The organism is Burkholderia diffusa, assembly GCF_902499115.1.
Taxonomy (GTDB): domain Bacteria; phylum Pseudomonadota; class Gammaproteobacteria; order Burkholderiales; family Burkholderiaceae; genus Burkholderia; species Burkholderia diffusa.
Genome location: NZ_CABVPN010000043.1, coordinates 1 through 17,698, shown reverse-complemented (window position 1 = coordinate 17,698; position 17,698 = coordinate 1). Strand labels below are relative to the sequence as shown.

Genomic DNA, 17,698 nt, shown 5'->3' with positions numbered 1-17,698 from the left:
CGCGTGAACGCCGATCGCCGCACATGGATACGCCGCTTCGCTGGCGGCTTGCGACATGAAGAAACGTACGTCCCGAAGCGGCCCCGGCACCGACACCGGCGCTCGCCTTGCCGCGCCGCGGCGCCATGTCGACGACCGGCATCCCGGCTATACGCGCCGGCGGTTGCGCCACGGCTTCGCGTACTACACGCAGGACGGCGTCCGGATCCGCGACGCCGACGAAATCGCCCGCATCGATGCGCTAGCGATTCCGCCGGCGTATACCGATGTCTGGATCTGCATGGACCCGCGCGGCCATTTGCAGGCGACGGGGCGTGATGCGCGCGGGCGCAAGCAGTATCGCTATCACCCGCAGTGGCGCGAGACGCGCGACGCGAACAAGTACGCGCGGATGGCGGCCTTCGCCCGCGCGCTGCCGCGCATCCGCACGCGCGTCGCGCGTGATCTGGCACTGCCCGGGATGCCGCGCGACAAGATCGTCGCGACGATCGTGCGGCTGCTCGACACGACGCTCGCGCGGATCGGCAACGCCGAATATGCTCGCGAGAACGCGTCGTACGGGCTGACGACGCTGCGCAAGCGCCACGTGACGATCCGCCCGGGACAGGTTCGCCTGCGCTTCACGGGCAAGAGCGGCATCGAGCATGACGTGACCGTGGACGACCCGCGCGTCGGCCGGGTCGTGCGGCGCTGCGCGGAGTTGCCCGGGCACGAACTGTTCCAGTATGTGGACGACGATGGCACACGCCATTCGATCGGCTCGTCCGACGTGAACGAGTATCTGCGCGAAGCAGCAGGCGCGGAGTTCACCGCGAAGGATTACCGGACATGGGCGGGCAGTGTTCAGGCGCTGGCATTGCTGCGGCGCATCCCGCATGAGGACCTCACGCAGGCGCGCAAGCAGATCGTCGAAACGGTGCGGGCCGTCGCCGACATATTGCGCAACACGCCGGCCGTGTGCCGACGCTGCTACATCCACCCGGCGGTGCTCGATGCGTTCGAAGCCGGGATGCTCGCGGCGCTCGAGGTGCGCCGCTCGCCGCGCGGGCTGCGCGTGGACGAAGCCGCGTTCGCTGCGTTGCTCGGGCAGGCGGCGCGTCAATCGTCCAGGAAGTCGAGAAAGTGACGTGTCCGATACAGCGGCACGCGCCGCTCAATGCCCGACAGAATTCGCAGCACTGCGAAAGATCAGCGGACGCTCGTCCTGCCGCCCTCCCCTCCGCGCGAACTGCACGGCCTGTTCGACCCGGCCGTGATGCTCGGACTTCGCGCAGACCGGATCGGCCTGCGCGGGGTCGCCCGCCAGCATGTACGCCTGGCAGCGGCACCCGCCATGATCCGCATGGCGCTCGTCACAGGTGCGGCACGGGTCGCGCATCCAGCCGTCACCGCGAAACGCGTTGAACGCGTCGCTTTCATACCAGATGTCCTTCAGCGACCGGTCGCGCACGTTCGGCAGGTCGAGACCGGGCAACCCGCGCGCGGCATGGCACGGCAGCGCGGTCCCGTCCGGTGCGACGCCGAGGAACACCGAGCCCCAGCCGTTCATGCAGGCCTTCGGCCGCTGCTCGAAGTAGTCGGGCACGACGAACAGGATCTTGCACCGTTCGCCGACGAGCTTGCGGTAGCGGTTGACCGTTTCCTCCGCTTCGCGCAGCTGTTCGGCGGTCGGCATCAGCTGGTCGCGATTCAGCATCGCCCAGCCGTAGTACTGCGTATTCGCGAGTTCGAGAAAATCCGCGCCAAGGTCGAGCGCCATCTCGATGATCTGGCCGACGTGCGGCAGGTTGTAACGATGCAGCACGCAGTTCAGCACCATCGGATAGCCGTGCGACTTGATCAGCCGCCCGACGCCGCGCTTGAGGTCGAAGGTGCGCGTGCTGGTCAGGAAATCGTTCAGCTCGCGCGTCGAATCCTGCAGCGACAGCTGGATATGATCGAGCCCGGCCGCCTTGAGCCGGTCGATGCGCGCGGCATTCAGGCCCACGCCCGACGTGATCAGGTTGGTATAAAAACCCAGCGACCGCGCATGCTCGACCAGCACCTCCAGGTCGTCGCGCTGCAGCGGTTCGCCGCCGGAAAAGCCGATCTGCGCGGCGCCGAGCGCGCGCGCGTCGCTGATCACCGTGCGCCATGCGTCGGTATCGAGCTCCGCGCCGTGTGTCGCGAAATCGACCGGGTTGTAGCAGAACGCACAGTGCAGCGGGCAGCGGTACGTGAGTTCGGCGAGCAGCCACAACGGCGCGGACGGCCGGTTCGGGGGAGGGGTCATGTCCATGTCAGTCGAGCCAGCCGCGCAGTCGCGCATGATCGAGGAAGCGATAGACGTCCGACGCAAGGTCCGACGTGCTGAACAGCCGCTCGAGTTCGTCGATGATGTCGTCGAGCTCGCGCGTGCCGTCGCAGCGCGCGAGTATCTCGCCCGCGCTCGGGTTGAGCCGGACCATGCCTTCCGGATACAGGAGCACGTACGCATCCTGGGCCGCCTCCCACTGCAGGCGGTACATGCCCCTCAGCGAGGGGCGCAGCGGCACGCCGCTGACGGCGTCGTTGGAGTTCATGCGGGATACGCCTTTTCAATCGCATCGAGAATCGACCACAGCACATCCAGCTTGAACGACAGGATGTCGAGCGCGCGCCGTTGCGCGTCCGGTGTCGTGAAATGGCTCAGCGTCACCGCGAGCCCGTGTTCGACGTCGCGTTGCGCGAGCGGCACGCGGCTGCGGAAATACTGCAGCCCGTCCGCCTCGATCCACGGATAGTGGGACGGCCAGCCCGCGAGCCGGTCGAGGTGGATCTGCGGCGCGAACATCTCGGTCAGCGACGAGCACACGGCCTCCTGCCACGGCGCGTGCCGCGCGAAATTGACGTAGGCATCCACCGCGAACCGCACGCCGGGCAATACGTGCGCGAGCGACCACAACGCCTCGCGCTCGATGCCGACCGCCTCGCCGAGCCGCGCCCATGCCTCGATCCCGCCTTCCTGACCGCCGTGACCGTCGTGATCGAGAATCCGCTCGACCCACAGCCGGCGCGTGTCGCGGTCCGGGCAATTGGACAGGATTGCCGCGTCCTTCAGCGGAATGCTCACCTGGTAGTAGAAGCGGTTCGCAACCCAGCCGCGAATCTGCGACGGGGAGCACGCGCCGGTATTCAGGCGGCGGTTGAATGGGTGGTGGATGTGATAGCGCGATTCGAGCGCGCGCAGGCGCGCCTCGAACTCCTGCGCACTCCAGGGTGTCGCGTGCAGCGCCGCGGCCGGAATCGGTGCGTTCATGGTCAGACCTCGAATTGCATGCCGTCGTGGGCGACCTCGATGCCGTGCTCGCGCAATTGCGCGCGCGCGCCGGAGCCGGGGTCGAGAATCGGATTCGTGTTGTTGATGTGGGTGAGGACCTTGCGCGTGTGCGCCGGCAACAGCCGAAGGCGGTCGATCATGCCCGGCCTCGCCGCGTCGCCGCACTGCGCGAGATGCCCCATGTCGGCCGCGTGCTTCGACGACAGGCCGAGGTCGATCATCTCCGTGCCGGTCCAGAATGTGCCATCCACCAGCACGAGGTCGGCGTCGCGCATCGCGGCGCGCACGCCGTCGTCGACGTCGGCGAGCCCCGGCGCGTAGAATGCCTGCCGGCCGCTCGTCGTGTCTTCGATCAGGAGTGCGATGTTGTCGCCCGGCACGCTTGCCTCCCGGCGCGGCGAATAAGGCGGCGGCTTGCTGTCGACCGGCACGGCGGTGAAGCGGATGCCACCGGCGCCCGGTATCTCGAACGGTTCGCCTGGCGCGATCGTGTGGACGTCGACGCCGCAGTAGTGGCCGAGCAGCGGCACGAGCGGCAGCCCGGTCGACAGGTCGTCGAGCACCGGCGCGCTCGCATACAGCGGCAGCGGCGACGTGCGTTCGCGCAGCATCAGCAGGCCCGTCACATGGTCGATCTGCGCGTCGCACAGCACGACGGCGACGATCGCGCTGTCGCGAATCGCGCGAGCCGGCTGCAGGTCGGGGGTGGCGCGCAGCTGTGCGAGGATGTCCGGCGACGCGTTCACCAGCACCCAGTCGACACCGTCGCCGCTGACCGCGATCGACGATTGCGTGCGTGGCACGATGCCGTCGGTGCCGGCCCGCGCACGACGGCAGTTGCCGCAGTTGCAGTTCCATTGCGGCAGTCCGCCGCCGGCGCCCGAGCCGAGTATCTTGATCTTCATCTGCGTGTGCTCCCGGCGCCGCCCGCATCGTGTCCGTCGATGCGGGCGGCACTGCGCGCGTCGATCAGCGGTTGGCGATGTACATCGTGATTTCGAAACCGAAACGCAGGTCGGTATAAGCCGGGGTGGTCCATTGCATGATGTGTCTCCTTGTTGAGTTGGTGAGTCGAAAAAACCGCATCGATCGAGCGGCCGATACCTATTCAGCAAGGAGCGTGCCGGGGCGGTACTTGCGTTGCGCAACGGCGTGCGAAGGCATGCGGCAGCCGCCGGGTGGTCACGGCACCGAAATTCTTACGATTTGCCGACGAGAATATTTCAGAAACCGTCGAGCGACGGTTCATGCCACGCGCGGCCGGTTGAGCAAGTGTTGAATCCTTGAACACCGGGTGTTGCAACCTGACACACCGGTGTGACAGTCGCGGCTTGCGTCAGGGTTCGTCCGGCTCCAGCGCATCCGGTCCGGCGGCCGGCATCTTGCGGTAGATCGTGTTGCGCGACACGCCGAGCGCGCGTGCGGCGGCGGATACGTTGCCGCCGTGACGCGCGAGCGCGGCCGCGATCGCTGAGGCGGCCACGTCCTGCAGCCGCGCATCGCCGGCCGCGTTCGCGAACGCGGGTGCTTCCGATGCGAGCGGCGGAGAAGTACAGGCCTCCTGTGCCGCCGGGCCGCTGTCGTGCCGCACGTCGTCGAAGAAATCGTCCGGCAAATGTTCGCAGCGGATCTCGCAGTCGTCGTCGACCATCGCGGCCGCCGTGCGCAGCAGGTTCGCGAGCTGCCGGAAGTTACCCGGCCACGCGCAGCGCTCGAACAGCGCCATCACGCCGGGCGCAACGCTCAAGGGGCGGCGCCCGGGCCCCGACAGCGTTTCCCGCTGCAGCATCTTCTGCACGACCACCGCGAGGTCCGTGCGGTCGCGCAGCGGCGGCAGGCGCACGACGAGCCCGTTGAGCCGGTAGTACAGGTCCTCGCGAAAGCGGTTCTGCGCGATCATGTCGCGCAGGTCGCGGTGCGTCGCGCAGATGATCGCGATGTCTACGCCGATCGCCTTCGTCGACCCGAGCGGATTGACGATGCGCTCCTGCAGCACGCGCAGCAGCCGCACCTGCAGCGGATAAGGCATGTCGCCGATTTCGTCGAGAAACAGCGTGCCGCCGTTGGCCTGCAGCAGCTTGCCGGTCGCGCCCTTGCGGCGCGCGCCGGTAAACGCGCCCTCCTCGTAGCCGAACAGCTCGGATTCGATCAGCGTCTCCGGAATCGACGCGCAGTTGACGGCGACGAACGGCCCGTCGCGGCGCGGCGAGTCGTTGTGGATCGCCTGCGCGAGCAGCTCCTTGCCGGTCCCCGTCTCTCCGGTGATCAGCACCGGAATGTCCTTGCCGATCACCTTGCGGACCTTCGCGATCACCGCCGCCACCTGCGGATCGCCGGTGTCGAGATAGCTGAGCCGCGACAGGCTCGCCGCGCACTGCGCGGCAGGCGGCCGCGCGGCCGGCGCGGCGACGTCGTGCACTTCGGCGGGCCGGCTGCCCTCGGCCCGCAACGCGCGCCGGAACTGCACGCGCGCGCAGACCACAGCGCCGTTGCCGAGGTTCAGCGACACGTGCGGCTCGGTGCTCGCGCGCATCCGGTCGATCAGCTGCGCGCTCGTCACGTCGAACAGCGACGCGAGCGTATGCGCGCGCAGCGCGGCAAGCGGCATCCCGAGCTGGAACTGCGCGCTGCGATTGGCCGACAGGAAGCGGCCGTCCGCGGTGAACGCGACGATCCCCTCCATCAGCGTTCCAAGGAATTCGGGGCGGCCGTGAAACGACACCTGCAGCGTCTCCTGGAACGTCGTCGTGAACAGGTGGTTCTCGATCATCTGCACCGACATCTTCGCGAGCGCCATCGTGTGCTGGTGATAGCTGCGATGATCGCCCGTCACGTCGAGCACGCCGATCGCGTCGCCGTACGGGTCGAGGATCGGCACGCTCGAGCAGGTCAGGAAATGATTCGCGGCCAGGAAGTGCTGGTCGCCGTGCACGACCATCGGGCACAGCTCCGCGAGCGCGGTGCCGATCGCGTTGGTGCCCTGCCGGCTCTCCGCCCAGTTCGCGCCGGGGCGCAGCGCGACCCGTTCCGCGCGCCGCAAGAAGTCGTCGTCGCCGATCGAATGCAGGATCAGCCCTTCCGCATCGGTCAGCACGATCATGCTCTGCGTATTGACGATCTGTTCGTGCAGCGTCTCCATCACGGGCATCGCATGCACGCACAGCACGCGGTTCTGCTCGCGCTTGAGCGCCAGCGCGGTGCCGGACAGCAGGTCGTAGTCGGGACGTGCCGACGCCTGCAGGCCGAACGTCTCGGACCGCTCATGGGACTTCTGGATCGTCGGCGTCGGCCAGCCGGGCGCATGCGTTGCCCGTGCGTTGGCCGTCGGATGAACGTCATCGCGCATTGTCTCCTCCGGGGATCCTTCCGGTCGGTGCCGGACTTTGTGCTGGATCAAGCAAACTTCGGGCCACGCTGTCGGCAGCGCTTGCGTCGGACGCCGCGCATCGTCGCCCGGCGCAAAACGAAATGAAAATGAAAGCAACCTCAATCGCATGCGGTGCAGCCGGTGCGACGCGCCGGGGACGTAATGTCCTATTCCACCCGCCGCCGCTACCCGGTCGATCCCGATCGTGGTCGCTGGCGCGATTCTGGCTTTGACGTGGGTCAAGCCCCGGTCTGTTCTCGGGTTCCACCGGATCCGCCCGTCACGGCGTTGACCCGTTACCCTCTTTCCGACACGACATGACGCAGCGACCGCTCCGCCCCGCTTCCACGCCACGACCTGCCCTGTCCCGCGACGCATGCCGGATCGCATGGACCGAAGCCGGCAACCCGCACGGCGATCCGGTCGTCGTGCTGCACGGCGGGCCCGGCAGCGGGAGCCGACCGGCGGTAATCGGCCTGTTCGACCTGACGCGCATGCGCGTCGTGCTCGTCGACCAGCGCGGCGCCGGCGCATCGACGCCGCGCGGCGGCCTGCGTCACAACAACACGATGCGTCTGATCGGCGATCTCGACGCGCTGCGTGCACGCCTCGGCATCGCACGCTGGTGCGTTGTCGGCGGGTCGTGGGGCGCGGCGCTCGCGCTCGCCTACGCGGGGCGACATCCATCCCGCGTGACGAGCGTCGTGCTGCGCGGGTTGTTTCTGACGTCGTCGCGCGAAGTGCGCGGCCTGTTCGTCGGCTCGCGCGCACGGGCGCCGCGGGCCTGGCAGCGCCTGATGGCCGCCGCCGGCACCGCGCACGCCGATCGCCTGATCGCATGCTGCGCGCGGCGTCTCCAGCCAGGCACCGGCGCGGCGCGGCAACGCGCGGTCGCGCTCGCATGGAACGCGTACGAGGATGCGATCCTGACCGGGCGACCGGCGCGCGCCACGCGGCCGACGCGACCCGCCGTCGCCGGGCTGATCGACAAATACCGGATCCAGGCGCACTACCTGCAACGCAACTGCTGGCTCGGCGAGCGCAGGTTGCTGGCGCTGGCGCGGCAGGCCGCTCAAGCCGGCGTGCGGTTGCATGCCGTGCACGGCACGCGCGACCGCGTGTGCCCGGTCGACAACGTCGACCGGCTCTCCCGCGCGGTGCCGGCGGCCGTCGTCGAACGCGTGCCGGCCGGGCATCTCGCGAGCGACGACGCGCTCGCGCGTGGCGTCGCTCGCGCGGTACGCAACGTGCTCGACGTCACGGCAGCAGACGCACCGCAACACGCCGAGCCGCCCGTTCAGTCCCACGCATAGCGGGCGCCGACCCACGCGCCGCGCGGCGCGCCCGGCCCGACGAACTGCTCGTTGACGGGGTTGATCCCGTCGAACGAATGATTCGGACCAGCGAAGACGTTCCGGCCGATTATCCCGAAGCTCGCGTAGCGCTTGTCGAGCAGGTTGGTGATCGACGCGAACAGCTGCAGGTGCTTCGTCACCTGCCAGGTCGTATCGAGGTCGATCAGGACATAGCCGGGCACCTTGCCGTTCACGTCCTGGTTGTTCTCGTCGCCTCGCGCGAACACGCCGCTGCGATACGTGATGTTGGTGCCGACGTTCCACTTCGGCGTCGCCGCATAGTCGAGCCGCAGCTTCACGGTGCTCGACGGAATCCCGGGAATGCGGTCGCCTGAGCGAACGACGATGTTGCCTTGCGCATTGGCGCTCGAATTGCTCGCGCTGCTTTCGGTCCACGTCGAGCGGTAGGTGGCGTCGACATAGCTGTAGCTGACGCCGATCCCGACCGGCCCCAGCCGCGTATGGCCCGCAAGCTCGAAGCCTTGCCGGCGCGTCTTGCCGACGTTCTGGAAATAGCCGAGCGTGCTCGCGCCACCGTTGCTGCTGATGAACTGGATATCGTCGTCGAGCGTCGTGCTGTAGACGGCCGCGCTCCACGTCGTCGCCGGGTCGACCCGGCCGCGCGCGCCGAACTCGATCGTCTTCGCGATCACGGGCTTCAGCGCCGGATCTGCGAGAAAGTCGTTCGGCAACGAGCACGGCGCGGCCGGATCGGCGCATGCTAGCTCGATCGTGGTCGGCGATCGCATTCCTTCGTTGTACGTCGCATATGCGGTGAAGCCGGGCACCGGATTCCACGTGACGCCGACGGCCGGGTTGAACCGCGAAAACGTATGACGCGCGGTGAGCAACGGCTGCAGGCCGCTCGCGTCCTCGATCGCCGCCCGCGCCCAGTTGTAGCGCCCGGCCAGCGTCAGCGACCATTGACGCGTCAGCGTCAGCGTGTCGTCGAAGTAGACGCCGTAGTTGGCGTTGCGCATCTTCGCGCGCGTCTTCCGCGTGAAGTCGCCGATGCCGACCGTCGCACGCGTATCCGTGAACATTGCATCCTGCGACGACTGCTCGAAGCCCGAGTTCGCGAGATCGGCGGATGCGCCCACGATGAACTGGTTGTCCATGCCCGCGAGCTTGCCGAGCAGCGTCAGTTGCAGGTTCGCGCCGTAGCTGTCGGTCGTGATCACCGAGCGATCGTTGGCCGCCTGCACCGTGTCGACAGCGCCGCTGCCGTCGACGCTGCCGAAGTCGTCGTTCACGTTGCTGCTGGTGTTGGTGTTGCGGTAATGCCGGTAATAGATGTTGCCGCTGAGCTGCACGTGGTCGTTGAACGAATGGTCGCCCAACACGGTGACGTACGCGGCGCTGTTGCGATTCAGGTCGGGATACGTATAGGCCTGCGCGCGATTGTCGAGAAACGAGCGCGGAATCGTCTGCGAGCCTTGCAGCGCATTGTCCGCGCCGCCGGCCGAGATCGACAGCGTCGTGTCGGCGTCGGTGTAGCGCAGCTTGCCGAATCCCTGCCGCACTCGGCTCGCATTGTGATCGGCCCAGCCGTCGTCGTTCGCGACGTTGCCCGTCACGTAGTAGTCGAGGTTGCCGCCGATGCGCCCGCCCTGCTCGATCTGCGCGGTCTTGCGTCCCCACGAGCCCACCAACACCTGTGCGGCGCCGCCCGGGCTCGTCCTGCCGTTCTTCGTCGTGATCGCGAGCGCGCCGCCGAGCGTGTTGAGCCCGTAGGTCGGATTCGACCCGGGGATCAACTGCATCGTGTCGATCGCCGCCTGTGGGAGGATGTCCCAGTTCACGACGTCGCCGAACGGCTCGTTCACGCGCACCCCGTCGACGAATACCGACAGACCCTGCGGCGTGCCGACGATCGGCGATGCCGTGAAGCCGCGGTAGCTTACGTCCGTCTGGTACGGGTTGCCCTGCGCCTCGTTGATGTCGACGCTCGACACGTTCTTCTCGAAGTAGTCGGTCAGTACGCTGCCGTGCTGCCGCATGATGTCCTCGCCGCGAATGGTCTGGACGTTGGCCGGCACGCGCGACAGCGGTGTGCCGATCCCGAGCAGCGGTGTCGTGCCGACGACGACGATCGGCGCGAGCGTCGGCGCATCGACGCTGCCGGCCCGTTCGACCTGCGCCGACGCCGGCGTCAGCCAGCCACCGAGCATGCCGCCGAAGCACAGCGTGACGCCCGCGCGCCGGGCGACGAAGCGGCGCTTCGCCCCATCCGTTTCCTTCATCTCCACGTCTCCTCTTTTCTTGTCCCAGCTTTGTTATATCGTTGTCCATACCGATATATCGGCGATCGTCCCAGCTGGAGTCGATCGCTTTATCGCGCCGTACCGGCATTGCCATCCGCCGTCGCGATCGCGACATGCGAGACACGCGCGCGTCCGATCGACGCGATGACGCCGGCCACTGTGCCGAACGACTCGTTTCGGTCCGCGTACAAGCTGACGCTCGTCCCAGGGTTGCGCAGGTAGGCGGCCGCGAAGCGCGGTGCGGTGACCGGTTCGGGTGCGGCCGAGGACTGCGCGACCGGCGTCGCACGCGCGGGCACCGTCGCGGCATCCGCAGCGGCATGTGCGGCGGCAGGCTGAGCCGGTTCCTGCTCCGGCATGGTTCGCCGACGTTCACCGTCCGGCGGCACTGCGTCGATCGCGGCCGCGAGCTTGCGCGAAGGACCGGCAAGATCGGCCTGACGCGTTGCGGCCACACTCGGCCGAGCCGCTCGATGCACCGCTGTTTCTCGGCTCGGATGCGACGGCATACGCTCGGGAGGAACCTGTGTCGCGACAGCCACCCGACGATGCACACCAGGTTCAGCAACCCGCGCGGATTCGCTCGCGTCCACCTCGACGGCGAGTGCGCGGGGCAGCGTCGTCCGTCCATCGGGCACCCATGCGTGCCACAGCGCGGCCATGATGGCCGCATGGGCGGCAAATACCGTCAGCGCGACGGCTCGCAGCGGTTCGCGGGCGCGTGCGGGCTGCAGCATGCCGATCGTCGTCGCCACATACGGGGTGGCAGGCGCGATGCCATGTGCGCGTGCGACCACGCGGCGGCGTTCGCACCTGCGATCGGCATCGGACGAAATCGGGACATGCATGGCGGTCTCTCGCGGCGCGGAATCATTGCCGTGTCGAACGGCAAGAAGCATGCCGATGCGTGCAACGCCCTGCCGGCAGCCGATCGAAGCCGACACGCATCGATATGCAACCGCGCACCTGTTGCAGTTCGAGCCACCCCTGTTGCGCCTGTGTCAATTTGGATCAACGAGGCGACGCCTTTGGCCGCGCACCGCACTGTCATGTTTCGCAACACTCCACCCGCGGCTGTCCCCGAACGCAACACACGCGGATCATCCGCGCCACGCCGCGCATGTCGCCGCGGCGCGCACAACCGGCCGCTCCGCCTTGCGCGACAGGGCGCGCGCCTCAATGGCATGCGATTTGCGTGATTGGCTGCGCACTGGACCCGGATCCCCACCCTGCCGGCCCGGCCATGTGTTGGCCGCGGTGCGACCACAATGACTCTGGAGACAACCATGAAAAAACTCTCGGCTTCGACGAGCCGACTGGCAACCATCGGAATCGCGGCGGCGGCCGCGATCGCCTTGAATCCCGGCCTGGTGGACGCTGCCGCGGATTATCCGGCCGTCACGTATCAGCGGCTCACGGATGCGCAACGCGATCCGGGCTGGCTCACCTACTACCGCACGTACAACGGCCAGGCGCATTCGCCGCTCAAGCAGATCGACGCGTCGAACGTGAAGCAGCTCACGCAGGCGTGGAGCTACAAGTTTCCGGCCGAGCTGAAGCAGGGTTTCGAAGCCACGCCGATCGTCAACGGCCGCTACCTGTTCGTGACCACGCCGAAGGACAACGTGTACGCGTTCGACGCGGCCACCGGCGCGCAACTGTGGAAATACGAACCGAAACTCGGCGCGGAATCGTTCAAGACGGCCTGCTGCGACGTCGTGAACCGCGGTGTCGCGCTCTACGGCAAGAACGTCTACGTCGCGATGCTGAGCGGCGAGGTGGCCGCGCTCGACGCGCAGACCGGCGCGCTCGTGTGGAAGAAGCAGATGTTCGAGCCGGGGCTCGGCTACGCGTTCTCGCTCGCACCGCTCGCGCTCGACGGCGCGATCGTCGTCGGCAGCTCGGGCGGCGAATACGGTGCACGCGGCTTCATCGCGGCGCTCAGCCCGAACGACGGCACGCTGCTGTGGAAACGCTTCACGATTCCCGGCCAGGGCGAGAAGCACGGTGACACCTGGCCCGACGGCATGCAGGCGCACGGCGGCGCACCGGCCTGGTTGACCGGCACTTACGATGCGACGACGCGCACGCTGTACTGGGGCGTCGGCAACCCGGGGCCGTGGCTCGCGGACTTGCGCCCGGGCGACAACCTGTACTCCGATTCGCTGCTCGCGCTGGATCCGAAGAACGGCGACCTCAAATGGCACTACCAGTACACGAAGCACGACACCTGGGACTATGACGGCGTCAACACACCCGTGCTCGCGACGATCAAGTACAAGGGCAAGGAGCGCGACGCGATCATCCACGCGGACCGCAACGGCTACTTCCATGCGATCGATCGCGACACCGGCAAGCTGATCTATGCGGAGCCGTTCGTGAAGGCGACGTCGGTCACCGGCTACACGGAAGACGGCGCGCCGATCCAGGATCCCGCGAAGTATCCGAAGGTCGGCACGACGATCGACACGTGCCCGAGCTTCCTTGGCGGCAAGAACTGGTGGTCGGTGTCGTACGACCCCGTGCGCCATCTCGCGATCGTGCCGGCGCTGCATGCGTGCATGAGCCTGTCGGGCAAGTCGGTCAACTACATGGAAGGGCTGCCGTATCTCGGCGAAGGCTTCGAGATCAAGCCAGAGCCGGGCAGCGAAGGGTACGGCGAACTCCAGGCGATCGACGTGAACACCGGCAAGAAGGTGTGGAGCCACTGGAGCAAGCTGCCGTGGAACGGCGGCGTCGCGACGACCGCAAGCGGCCTCGTGTTCAGCGGCTCGCTCGACGGTCACCTGTACGCGTTCGACGTCACCACCGGCAAGGTGCTGTGGGAGAGCCCGAAGCTCGCGAGCGGGATCATCGCGCAGCCGTCCGTCTTTGAAGTCGACGGCAAGGAGTACGTAGCGGTACTCGCCGGCTACGGCGGCGCGAATCCGATCTGGGGCGGCCCGATGGCCAAGGCGGCTGACGACGTGCCGCGCGGCGGCACGCTGTACGTGTTCGCCCTCGACCGCGGCTGATCGGCATCCGGCCAACCGTATTGCGCCCGCGCCGCCGGCGCGGGCGCCCCTCCCTTTCCCGTTTTCAACCGAGCGTACGATCATGAACATCCGACTTTCCCGCCTCGCCGTGGCCTGTGCGCTCGCGGCAGGCACGGCGCTGACACCGGCGCTCTCCACGGCCGCGACGGCGGTGCGCGTCTGCTCGCTGCCGGGCACGCCGACGGCCGCGCTCGACAAGGCCGTCGCCCGCGAGGCGTTCCGCACGGCCGGCATCGCCGCGAACTTCTCCGGGCACGACGCGGGCGGCAACGACGACGACGGCGTGTCCGCGCATGAGCTCGCCGGCATCCTGGAACACGACTGCGACGTGCTCGCAGGCTTTCCGCGCTCGGCCATCGCCGACGCATCCGATACGAAGCTGCTGTTCTCGCAAGGCTACCTGCGCTCGGGCTACGTGAGCGTCACGCGCCGCGATGCCGGCGCGCCGGCCACCGGCCGCGAAATTGTCGCGGCGACCTACGCGAGCCCCGCGCAATTGATCGCGGTTCAGCAGAAGAATGCGCGCTTCGATCTCGAGAACACGTCCGAGCAAACGGTCGACGCGGTCGCGCGCGGCCGCGCGCATCGCGCGATCGTCTGGTATCCGGCAGTCGTCGCGTATCAGGCCGCGCATCCGAAACAGGCGTTCCACATCGGCGCGACGTCGTCGCCGTATGCGGAATGGCAGCTCACGTTTGCGTACGCGCCGCGCTCGGCCGAGTTGCAGCAACGTATCGACGCGGCACTCACGCAAATGAAGAACAACGGCCGGCTGGCCGCGCTGACCCGCAAGTGGGCGCTACCCGGCAGCGCGCTCGAAGCGCACGAGTCGCGCATGCCGTCGCGTTTCCTCGACGGCGCGACGGCGAGCGCAGGCCGCGCGCCCGGTAACCTGCTGCGCGCGCGCAACGTGAGCGCCGGCGGCGGCTTCATTCGTGTCGGCGCGAGCACCGGTGACGCCGCGCCGTCCTTTGACGCGGCCCAGGTCGCCCACGGCAAGGAAATCTACGGCAATGCGTGCGCCAAGTGCCACGGCGCCGATCTCGAAGGCAACACCGCGCCCGCGTTGAGCGGCCCGTCGTTCGCGCCGTTGTCGCATTCGCACCTGACGATCGGAGGCGTATTCGGCTACATGGCGACCAACATGCCGGCGGACCAGCCGGGCAAGCTGAAGGACGACGAATACGCGGACCTGATGGCCTTCCTGCTCGCGTCGAACGGCTATGCCGCCAGCAAGGACAAGCTGACGGCCGATACCGCACATGCGTCGACCGCGCCGCTCGTCGCCGGTCCCGCCGCGCACAAGGACGCGAGCCAGTAATACCGGGCAAGCGGCTTCGCCACGCAATGCAAGCCGCCCCCTTCCCCACGATTTCATCTTCAACAGGAAACGACCGTGACGTACCCGACCTCCCGCAGAACCTTCATCATCAACGCCATCGGCCTGTGCGCGACGCTCGCCGCCGCACGCACGGCATGCGCGGCGCCGCCGCTCGTCGACGAGAACGACCCCGCCGCGAAGACGCTCGGCTATCGCGCGCATGCGTCCAGCGTCGACGCCGCGCAGTTTCCGAAATACCAGGCCGGCCAGCGTTGTGCAAATTGCCGCTTCTACAAGGGCGAAGCGGCAGATACCGCCGGCACGTGCCCGATGTTCGCCGGCAAGCTGGTCGCGGCGGACGGCTGGTGCAACGTGTATGCGAAGCGGGCGTGATGCTTCGCGCGACGGGCTGCCGGCGCGGCACGCACCGGCGCCGGCGGCCGGCAGCGACGACGGCGCGCCGGCGCATGCCGTCGCGCATCTCCACGCACTGATCGCGGTCGGCCTGTCGCGCGGCTTCGTCACGCGCGGCGACATCATCGACGCGCTGCCCGACGACGATGCAAGCGAAAGCAGTCTCGATGCGGCCGCCGCCGTGCTCGCCGAACTCGGCATCGCGGTGTCCGAGCGCGCCGATACCGCGAGCGGCTGGACGCTCGACCGCTACTTCCGGCCGGCCCCGCCCGCGCGCGCATGGGCCGACGGCGACGGCACGCTCGCCGCGGCCGACCTGCTCGCGCCGCGCACGACCGATCCGGTCCGGCTGTACCTGCGCGAGATGGGCACGACGCCACTCCTCACGCGTGATGAGGAATTCGCATACGCGCAGCGCATCGAGCGCGGCCGCGCGGCGTCGGTCGCGGTGCTGTGCGGGGACCCCGATGCACTCGACGCGCTCGTGTCGATTCGTACCGAGATCGCCGAACGCCGAGCCGCCGCATCGACCTATGTGATCTTTCTCGCCGACGACCCGCGCGACGCTCGACCATCCAATAACGCCGATGCGGGCGCTTCGACCGCCTCCATCGGTGAGCCCGGTCGCGACGACGAGGCGCCATCCGAGGACTCGGCCTGGCGCGACGCGGTACTGACACGGCTCGCCCGCATCGACGCATTCGCGGACGGCATTCGGGCCGCGCTGGCCTCGGACGGCACCGCGTCTGCCGCGTATCGCATGCACGTACGCGACGCCGCGGCGATGCTCGGCACGTTGTGCCTGTCCGCCCGCGCACTCGAACGGATGAGCGAACCGTTGCGCAGCCGCGCACGCCGGCACCGCGCGCTGCGGGGCCGGCTGGCGCGGTTGTTGGCCGACGTGGGCGTTCCACCGTCGTTCGCGCAGACGGACCACGACGATCACGCCGGCTGGCTCGCGTCGTGCATTGCCGCGCATCCGGCCTGCGGGCCGACGCTGACGCGACGTGCGGCCGAATTCATCGACGCACGCGTCGCGATCGCGCGCGATGCCCCGGCGTCGGAACTGCCGCCCGGCGCGACCGCGTCGCTCGATGCCCGGCTCGGTGCGATCGAACGCGCGATGCAACCGGCGAAAACGGGCTTGTTCGACGCGAACCTGCGGCTCGTCGTGTCGATCGCGAAGCGCTATCCCGATCGCGGCCTGCCGTTCGCGGACCTGATCCAGGAAGGCAACATCGGCCTGTTGAAGGCCATCGAGCGCTACGACTACCGACGCGGCTTCCGGTTCTCGACGTACGCGACCTGGTGGATCCGGCAGGCGATCACGCATGCGCTCGCCGACCTCGGCCGCACGATCCGCGTGCCGACACATACGGTCGACGCGCTGAACAAGCTCACGCGGCTCGCGCGCGAGCATCGGCAACGCGCGGGCACGGCCGCGACGCCGGCCGAACTTGCCGTCCACATGGGCGAGCCGGTAGACAAGGTGCGCGATCTGCTTGCGATCGTGAAGGAACCCGTGTCCGCGGACCTGCCGGTTTCGCCGGAAGGCGACATGACGTTCGCCGACGTCGCGCCGGACCTGTCGTCGCCGTCGCCCGAGGACGCCGCCGGCGCCACCCAGTTGCGCAACACGATCGCTGCCGCGATCGACCGGTTGCCGCCGCGCGAGGCGATGGTGCTCCGGCTGCGCTACGGGCTGCACGCGGACGAAGGCTGCTCGCTGCGCGACATTGGCCGCCAGATGAACCTGTCCGCCGAACGCGTGCGGCAGATCGAGGCATCGGCACTCACGCGCCTTCGTGCGTCCGACGCGCTCGGCGTGCTGCGGTCGTTCATCGCATAGCGTGACGTCAATCCCACGGTGCACACGCCGTGCGTCGTGTTGACGTCTGCAACACCCGCTGCTGCATTTCGACGCAACATGCATGCCGACGAGATCGCCGATCGTTCGGTCGTTCATTGATTTGCAGTGCAGATCGATCGACGAAAGCCGCTCGACGACGCGCATGTACGCCGTTCCGGCTGAATACCCGCACGATTGGCATGCAAGTTGCGTTTCGAGAGTCAGACCATACCCAACGATTTGCATGGAGACCATCTTGACCGCCCTCGTATCGATCCTTCAGGAGCGCCGAATCTTCGAACCGCCGGCCGACACGCGCGAGCGCGCGACCATTTCCGGCATGCCGGCCTACCAGGCGCTTGCCGCCGAGGCCGAGCAGGATTACGAGGGCTTCTGGGCGCGTCTCGCGCGCGAGGGCCTCAGCTGGCACAAGCCGTTCACCAGGGTGCTCGACGAGAGCAATGCGCCGTTCTACAAGTGGTTCGACGACGGTGAGCTGAACGCGTCGTACAACTGCCTCGACCGTCACGTCGAAGCCGGCAACGGCGAGCGCGTCGCGGTGATCTTCGAGGCCGACGACGGCACCGTCACGCGCGTCACCTACGCCGATCTGCTGGCACGTGTATCGCGCTTCGCGAACGCGCTGAAGAAACGCGGAATCGGCAAGGGCGATCGCGTCGTCATCTATATTCCGATGTCGATCGAGGGCATCGTCGCGATGCAGGCCTGCGCGCGCATCGGGGCCACGCACTCGGTCGTGTTCGGCGGCTTCTCCGCGAAATCGCTGAACGAGCG

At 68.1% G+C, this 17,698-nt stretch carries 15 protein-coding genes; 7 read left to right on the top strand and 8 right to left on the bottom strand.

All coding sequences use genetic code 11. The features are described 5' to 3' along the window. Nucleotides 1-55: 55 nt before the first annotated feature. Complete coding sequence (locus BTE28158_RS30655; RefSeq protein ID WP_151049980.1) at nt 56-1,126, top strand: DNA topoisomerase IB; 1,071 nt, start codon at nt 56-58, stop codon at nt 1,124-1,126. A gap of 27 nt (nt 1,127-1,153) precedes the next feature. On the opposite strand, the gene pqqE is transcribed toward BTE28158_RS30655, so the two are convergent. The 6 genes from pqqE to BTE28158_RS30625 form a co-directional block, all read right to left on the bottom strand. Further along, nucleotides 1,154-2,278: a pyrroloquinoline quinone biosynthesis protein PqqE gene (gene pqqE / locus BTE28158_RS30650; RefSeq protein ID WP_420868028.1), complete on the bottom strand. Its 1,125-nt coding sequence runs from the start codon at nt 2,276-2,278 to the stop codon at nt 1,154-1,156. A 1-nt stretch (nt 2,279) separates the two neighbouring features. Next, nucleotides 2,280-2,561 carry a pyrroloquinoline quinone biosynthesis peptide chaperone PqqD gene (gene pqqD, locus BTE28158_RS30645; protein ID WP_006751646.1) on the bottom strand — a complete coding sequence of 94 codons (282 nt, stop codon included), beginning with the start codon at nt 2,559-2,561 and terminating at the stop codon, nt 2,280-2,282. Continuing rightward, nucleotides 2,558-3,277: a pyrroloquinoline-quinone synthase PqqC gene (gene pqqC / locus BTE28158_RS30640; RefSeq protein ID WP_124629384.1), complete on the bottom strand. Its 720-nt coding sequence runs from the start codon at nt 3,275-3,277 to the stop codon at nt 2,558-2,560. Before pqqC ends, pqqD begins: the two co-directional genes overlap by 4 nt. Nucleotides 3,278-3,279: 2 nt before the next feature. Then, on the bottom strand, nt 3,280-4,203 hold the full coding sequence (gene pqqB, locus BTE28158_RS30635; RefSeq protein ID WP_151049977.1) for a pyrroloquinoline quinone biosynthesis protein PqqB: 924 nt from the start codon (nt 4,201-4,203) through the stop codon (nt 3,280-3,282). Nucleotides 4,204-4,267: 64 nt separating this feature from the next. Beyond that, nucleotides 4,268-4,342, bottom strand: coding sequence for a pyrroloquinoline quinone precursor peptide PqqA (gene pqqA, locus BTE28158_RS30630; protein WP_006410019.1), 75 nt, complete (start codon nt 4,340-4,342; stop codon nt 4,268-4,270). Nucleotides 4,343-4,634: 292 nt separating this feature from the next. Next, nucleotides 4,635-6,644, bottom strand: a complete 2,010-nt coding sequence (locus BTE28158_RS30625) for a sigma-54-dependent Fis family transcriptional regulator (protein ID WP_174920267.1) — start codon at nt 6,642-6,644, stop codon at nt 4,635-4,637. Between the two features lie 338 nt (nt 6,645-6,982). On the opposite strand from BTE28158_RS30625, the gene BTE28158_RS30620 reads away from it, so the two are divergent. Further along, a complete protein-coding gene (locus tag BTE28158_RS30620; RefSeq protein ID WP_174920265.1) occupies nt 6,983-7,978 on the top strand; it encodes an alpha/beta fold hydrolase in 996 nt (331 codons plus the stop codon). On the opposite strand, the gene BTE28158_RS30615 is transcribed toward BTE28158_RS30620, so the two are convergent. Together BTE28158_RS30615 and BTE28158_RS30610 are read right to left on the bottom strand one after the other, a co-directional pair. Beyond that, nucleotides 7,963-10,263: a TonB-dependent receptor gene (locus BTE28158_RS30615; RefSeq protein WP_151051746.1), complete on the bottom strand. Its 2,301-nt coding sequence runs from the start codon at nt 10,261-10,263 to the stop codon at nt 7,963-7,965. The genes BTE28158_RS30620 and BTE28158_RS30615 overlap by 16 nt on opposite strands. An 89-nt stretch (nt 10,264-10,352) precedes the next feature. Further along, nucleotides 10,353-11,228: an ExbD/TolR family protein gene (locus BTE28158_RS30610; protein ID WP_151051744.1), complete on the bottom strand. Its 876-nt coding sequence runs from the start codon at nt 11,226-11,228 to the stop codon at nt 10,353-10,355. Nucleotides 11,229-11,570: 342 nt separating this feature from the next. Between BTE28158_RS30610 and BTE28158_RS30605 the strand changes: the two genes are divergently transcribed. The 5 genes from BTE28158_RS30605 to BTE28158_RS30585 all read left to right on the top strand — a co-directional run. Next, a complete protein-coding gene (locus BTE28158_RS30605) occupies nt 11,571-13,298 on the top strand; it encodes a methanol/ethanol family PQQ-dependent dehydrogenase (protein ID WP_151051742.1) in 1,728 nt (575 codons plus the stop codon). A gap of 82 nt (nt 13,299-13,380) precedes the next feature. Then, on the top strand, nt 13,381-14,640 hold the full coding sequence (locus BTE28158_RS30600) for a c-type cytochrome (RefSeq protein ID WP_151051740.1): 1,260 nt from the start codon (nt 13,381-13,383) through the stop codon (nt 14,638-14,640). A gap of 75 nt (nt 14,641-14,715) precedes the next feature. Beyond that, the gene (locus BTE28158_RS30595) at nt 14,716-15,033 is read left to right on the top strand and encodes a high-potential iron-sulfur protein (protein WP_059510566.1); all 318 of its coding nucleotides are present in this window, start codon (nt 14,716-14,718) and stop codon (nt 15,031-15,033) included. After that, nucleotides 15,017-16,903 carry a sigma-70 family RNA polymerase sigma factor gene (locus BTE28158_RS30590; protein WP_151051738.1) on the top strand — a complete coding sequence of 629 codons (1,887 nt, stop codon included), beginning with the start codon at nt 15,017-15,019 and terminating at the stop codon, nt 16,901-16,903. Before BTE28158_RS30595 ends, BTE28158_RS30590 begins: the two co-directional genes overlap by 17 nt. 244 nt (nt 16,904-17,147) lie before the next feature. Then, nucleotides 17,148-17,698, top strand: a 551-nt coding sequence (locus tag BTE28158_RS30585) for an acetyl-coenzyme A synthetase N-terminal domain-containing protein (protein WP_174920263.1), incomplete at its 3' end; no start/stop codon positions are given.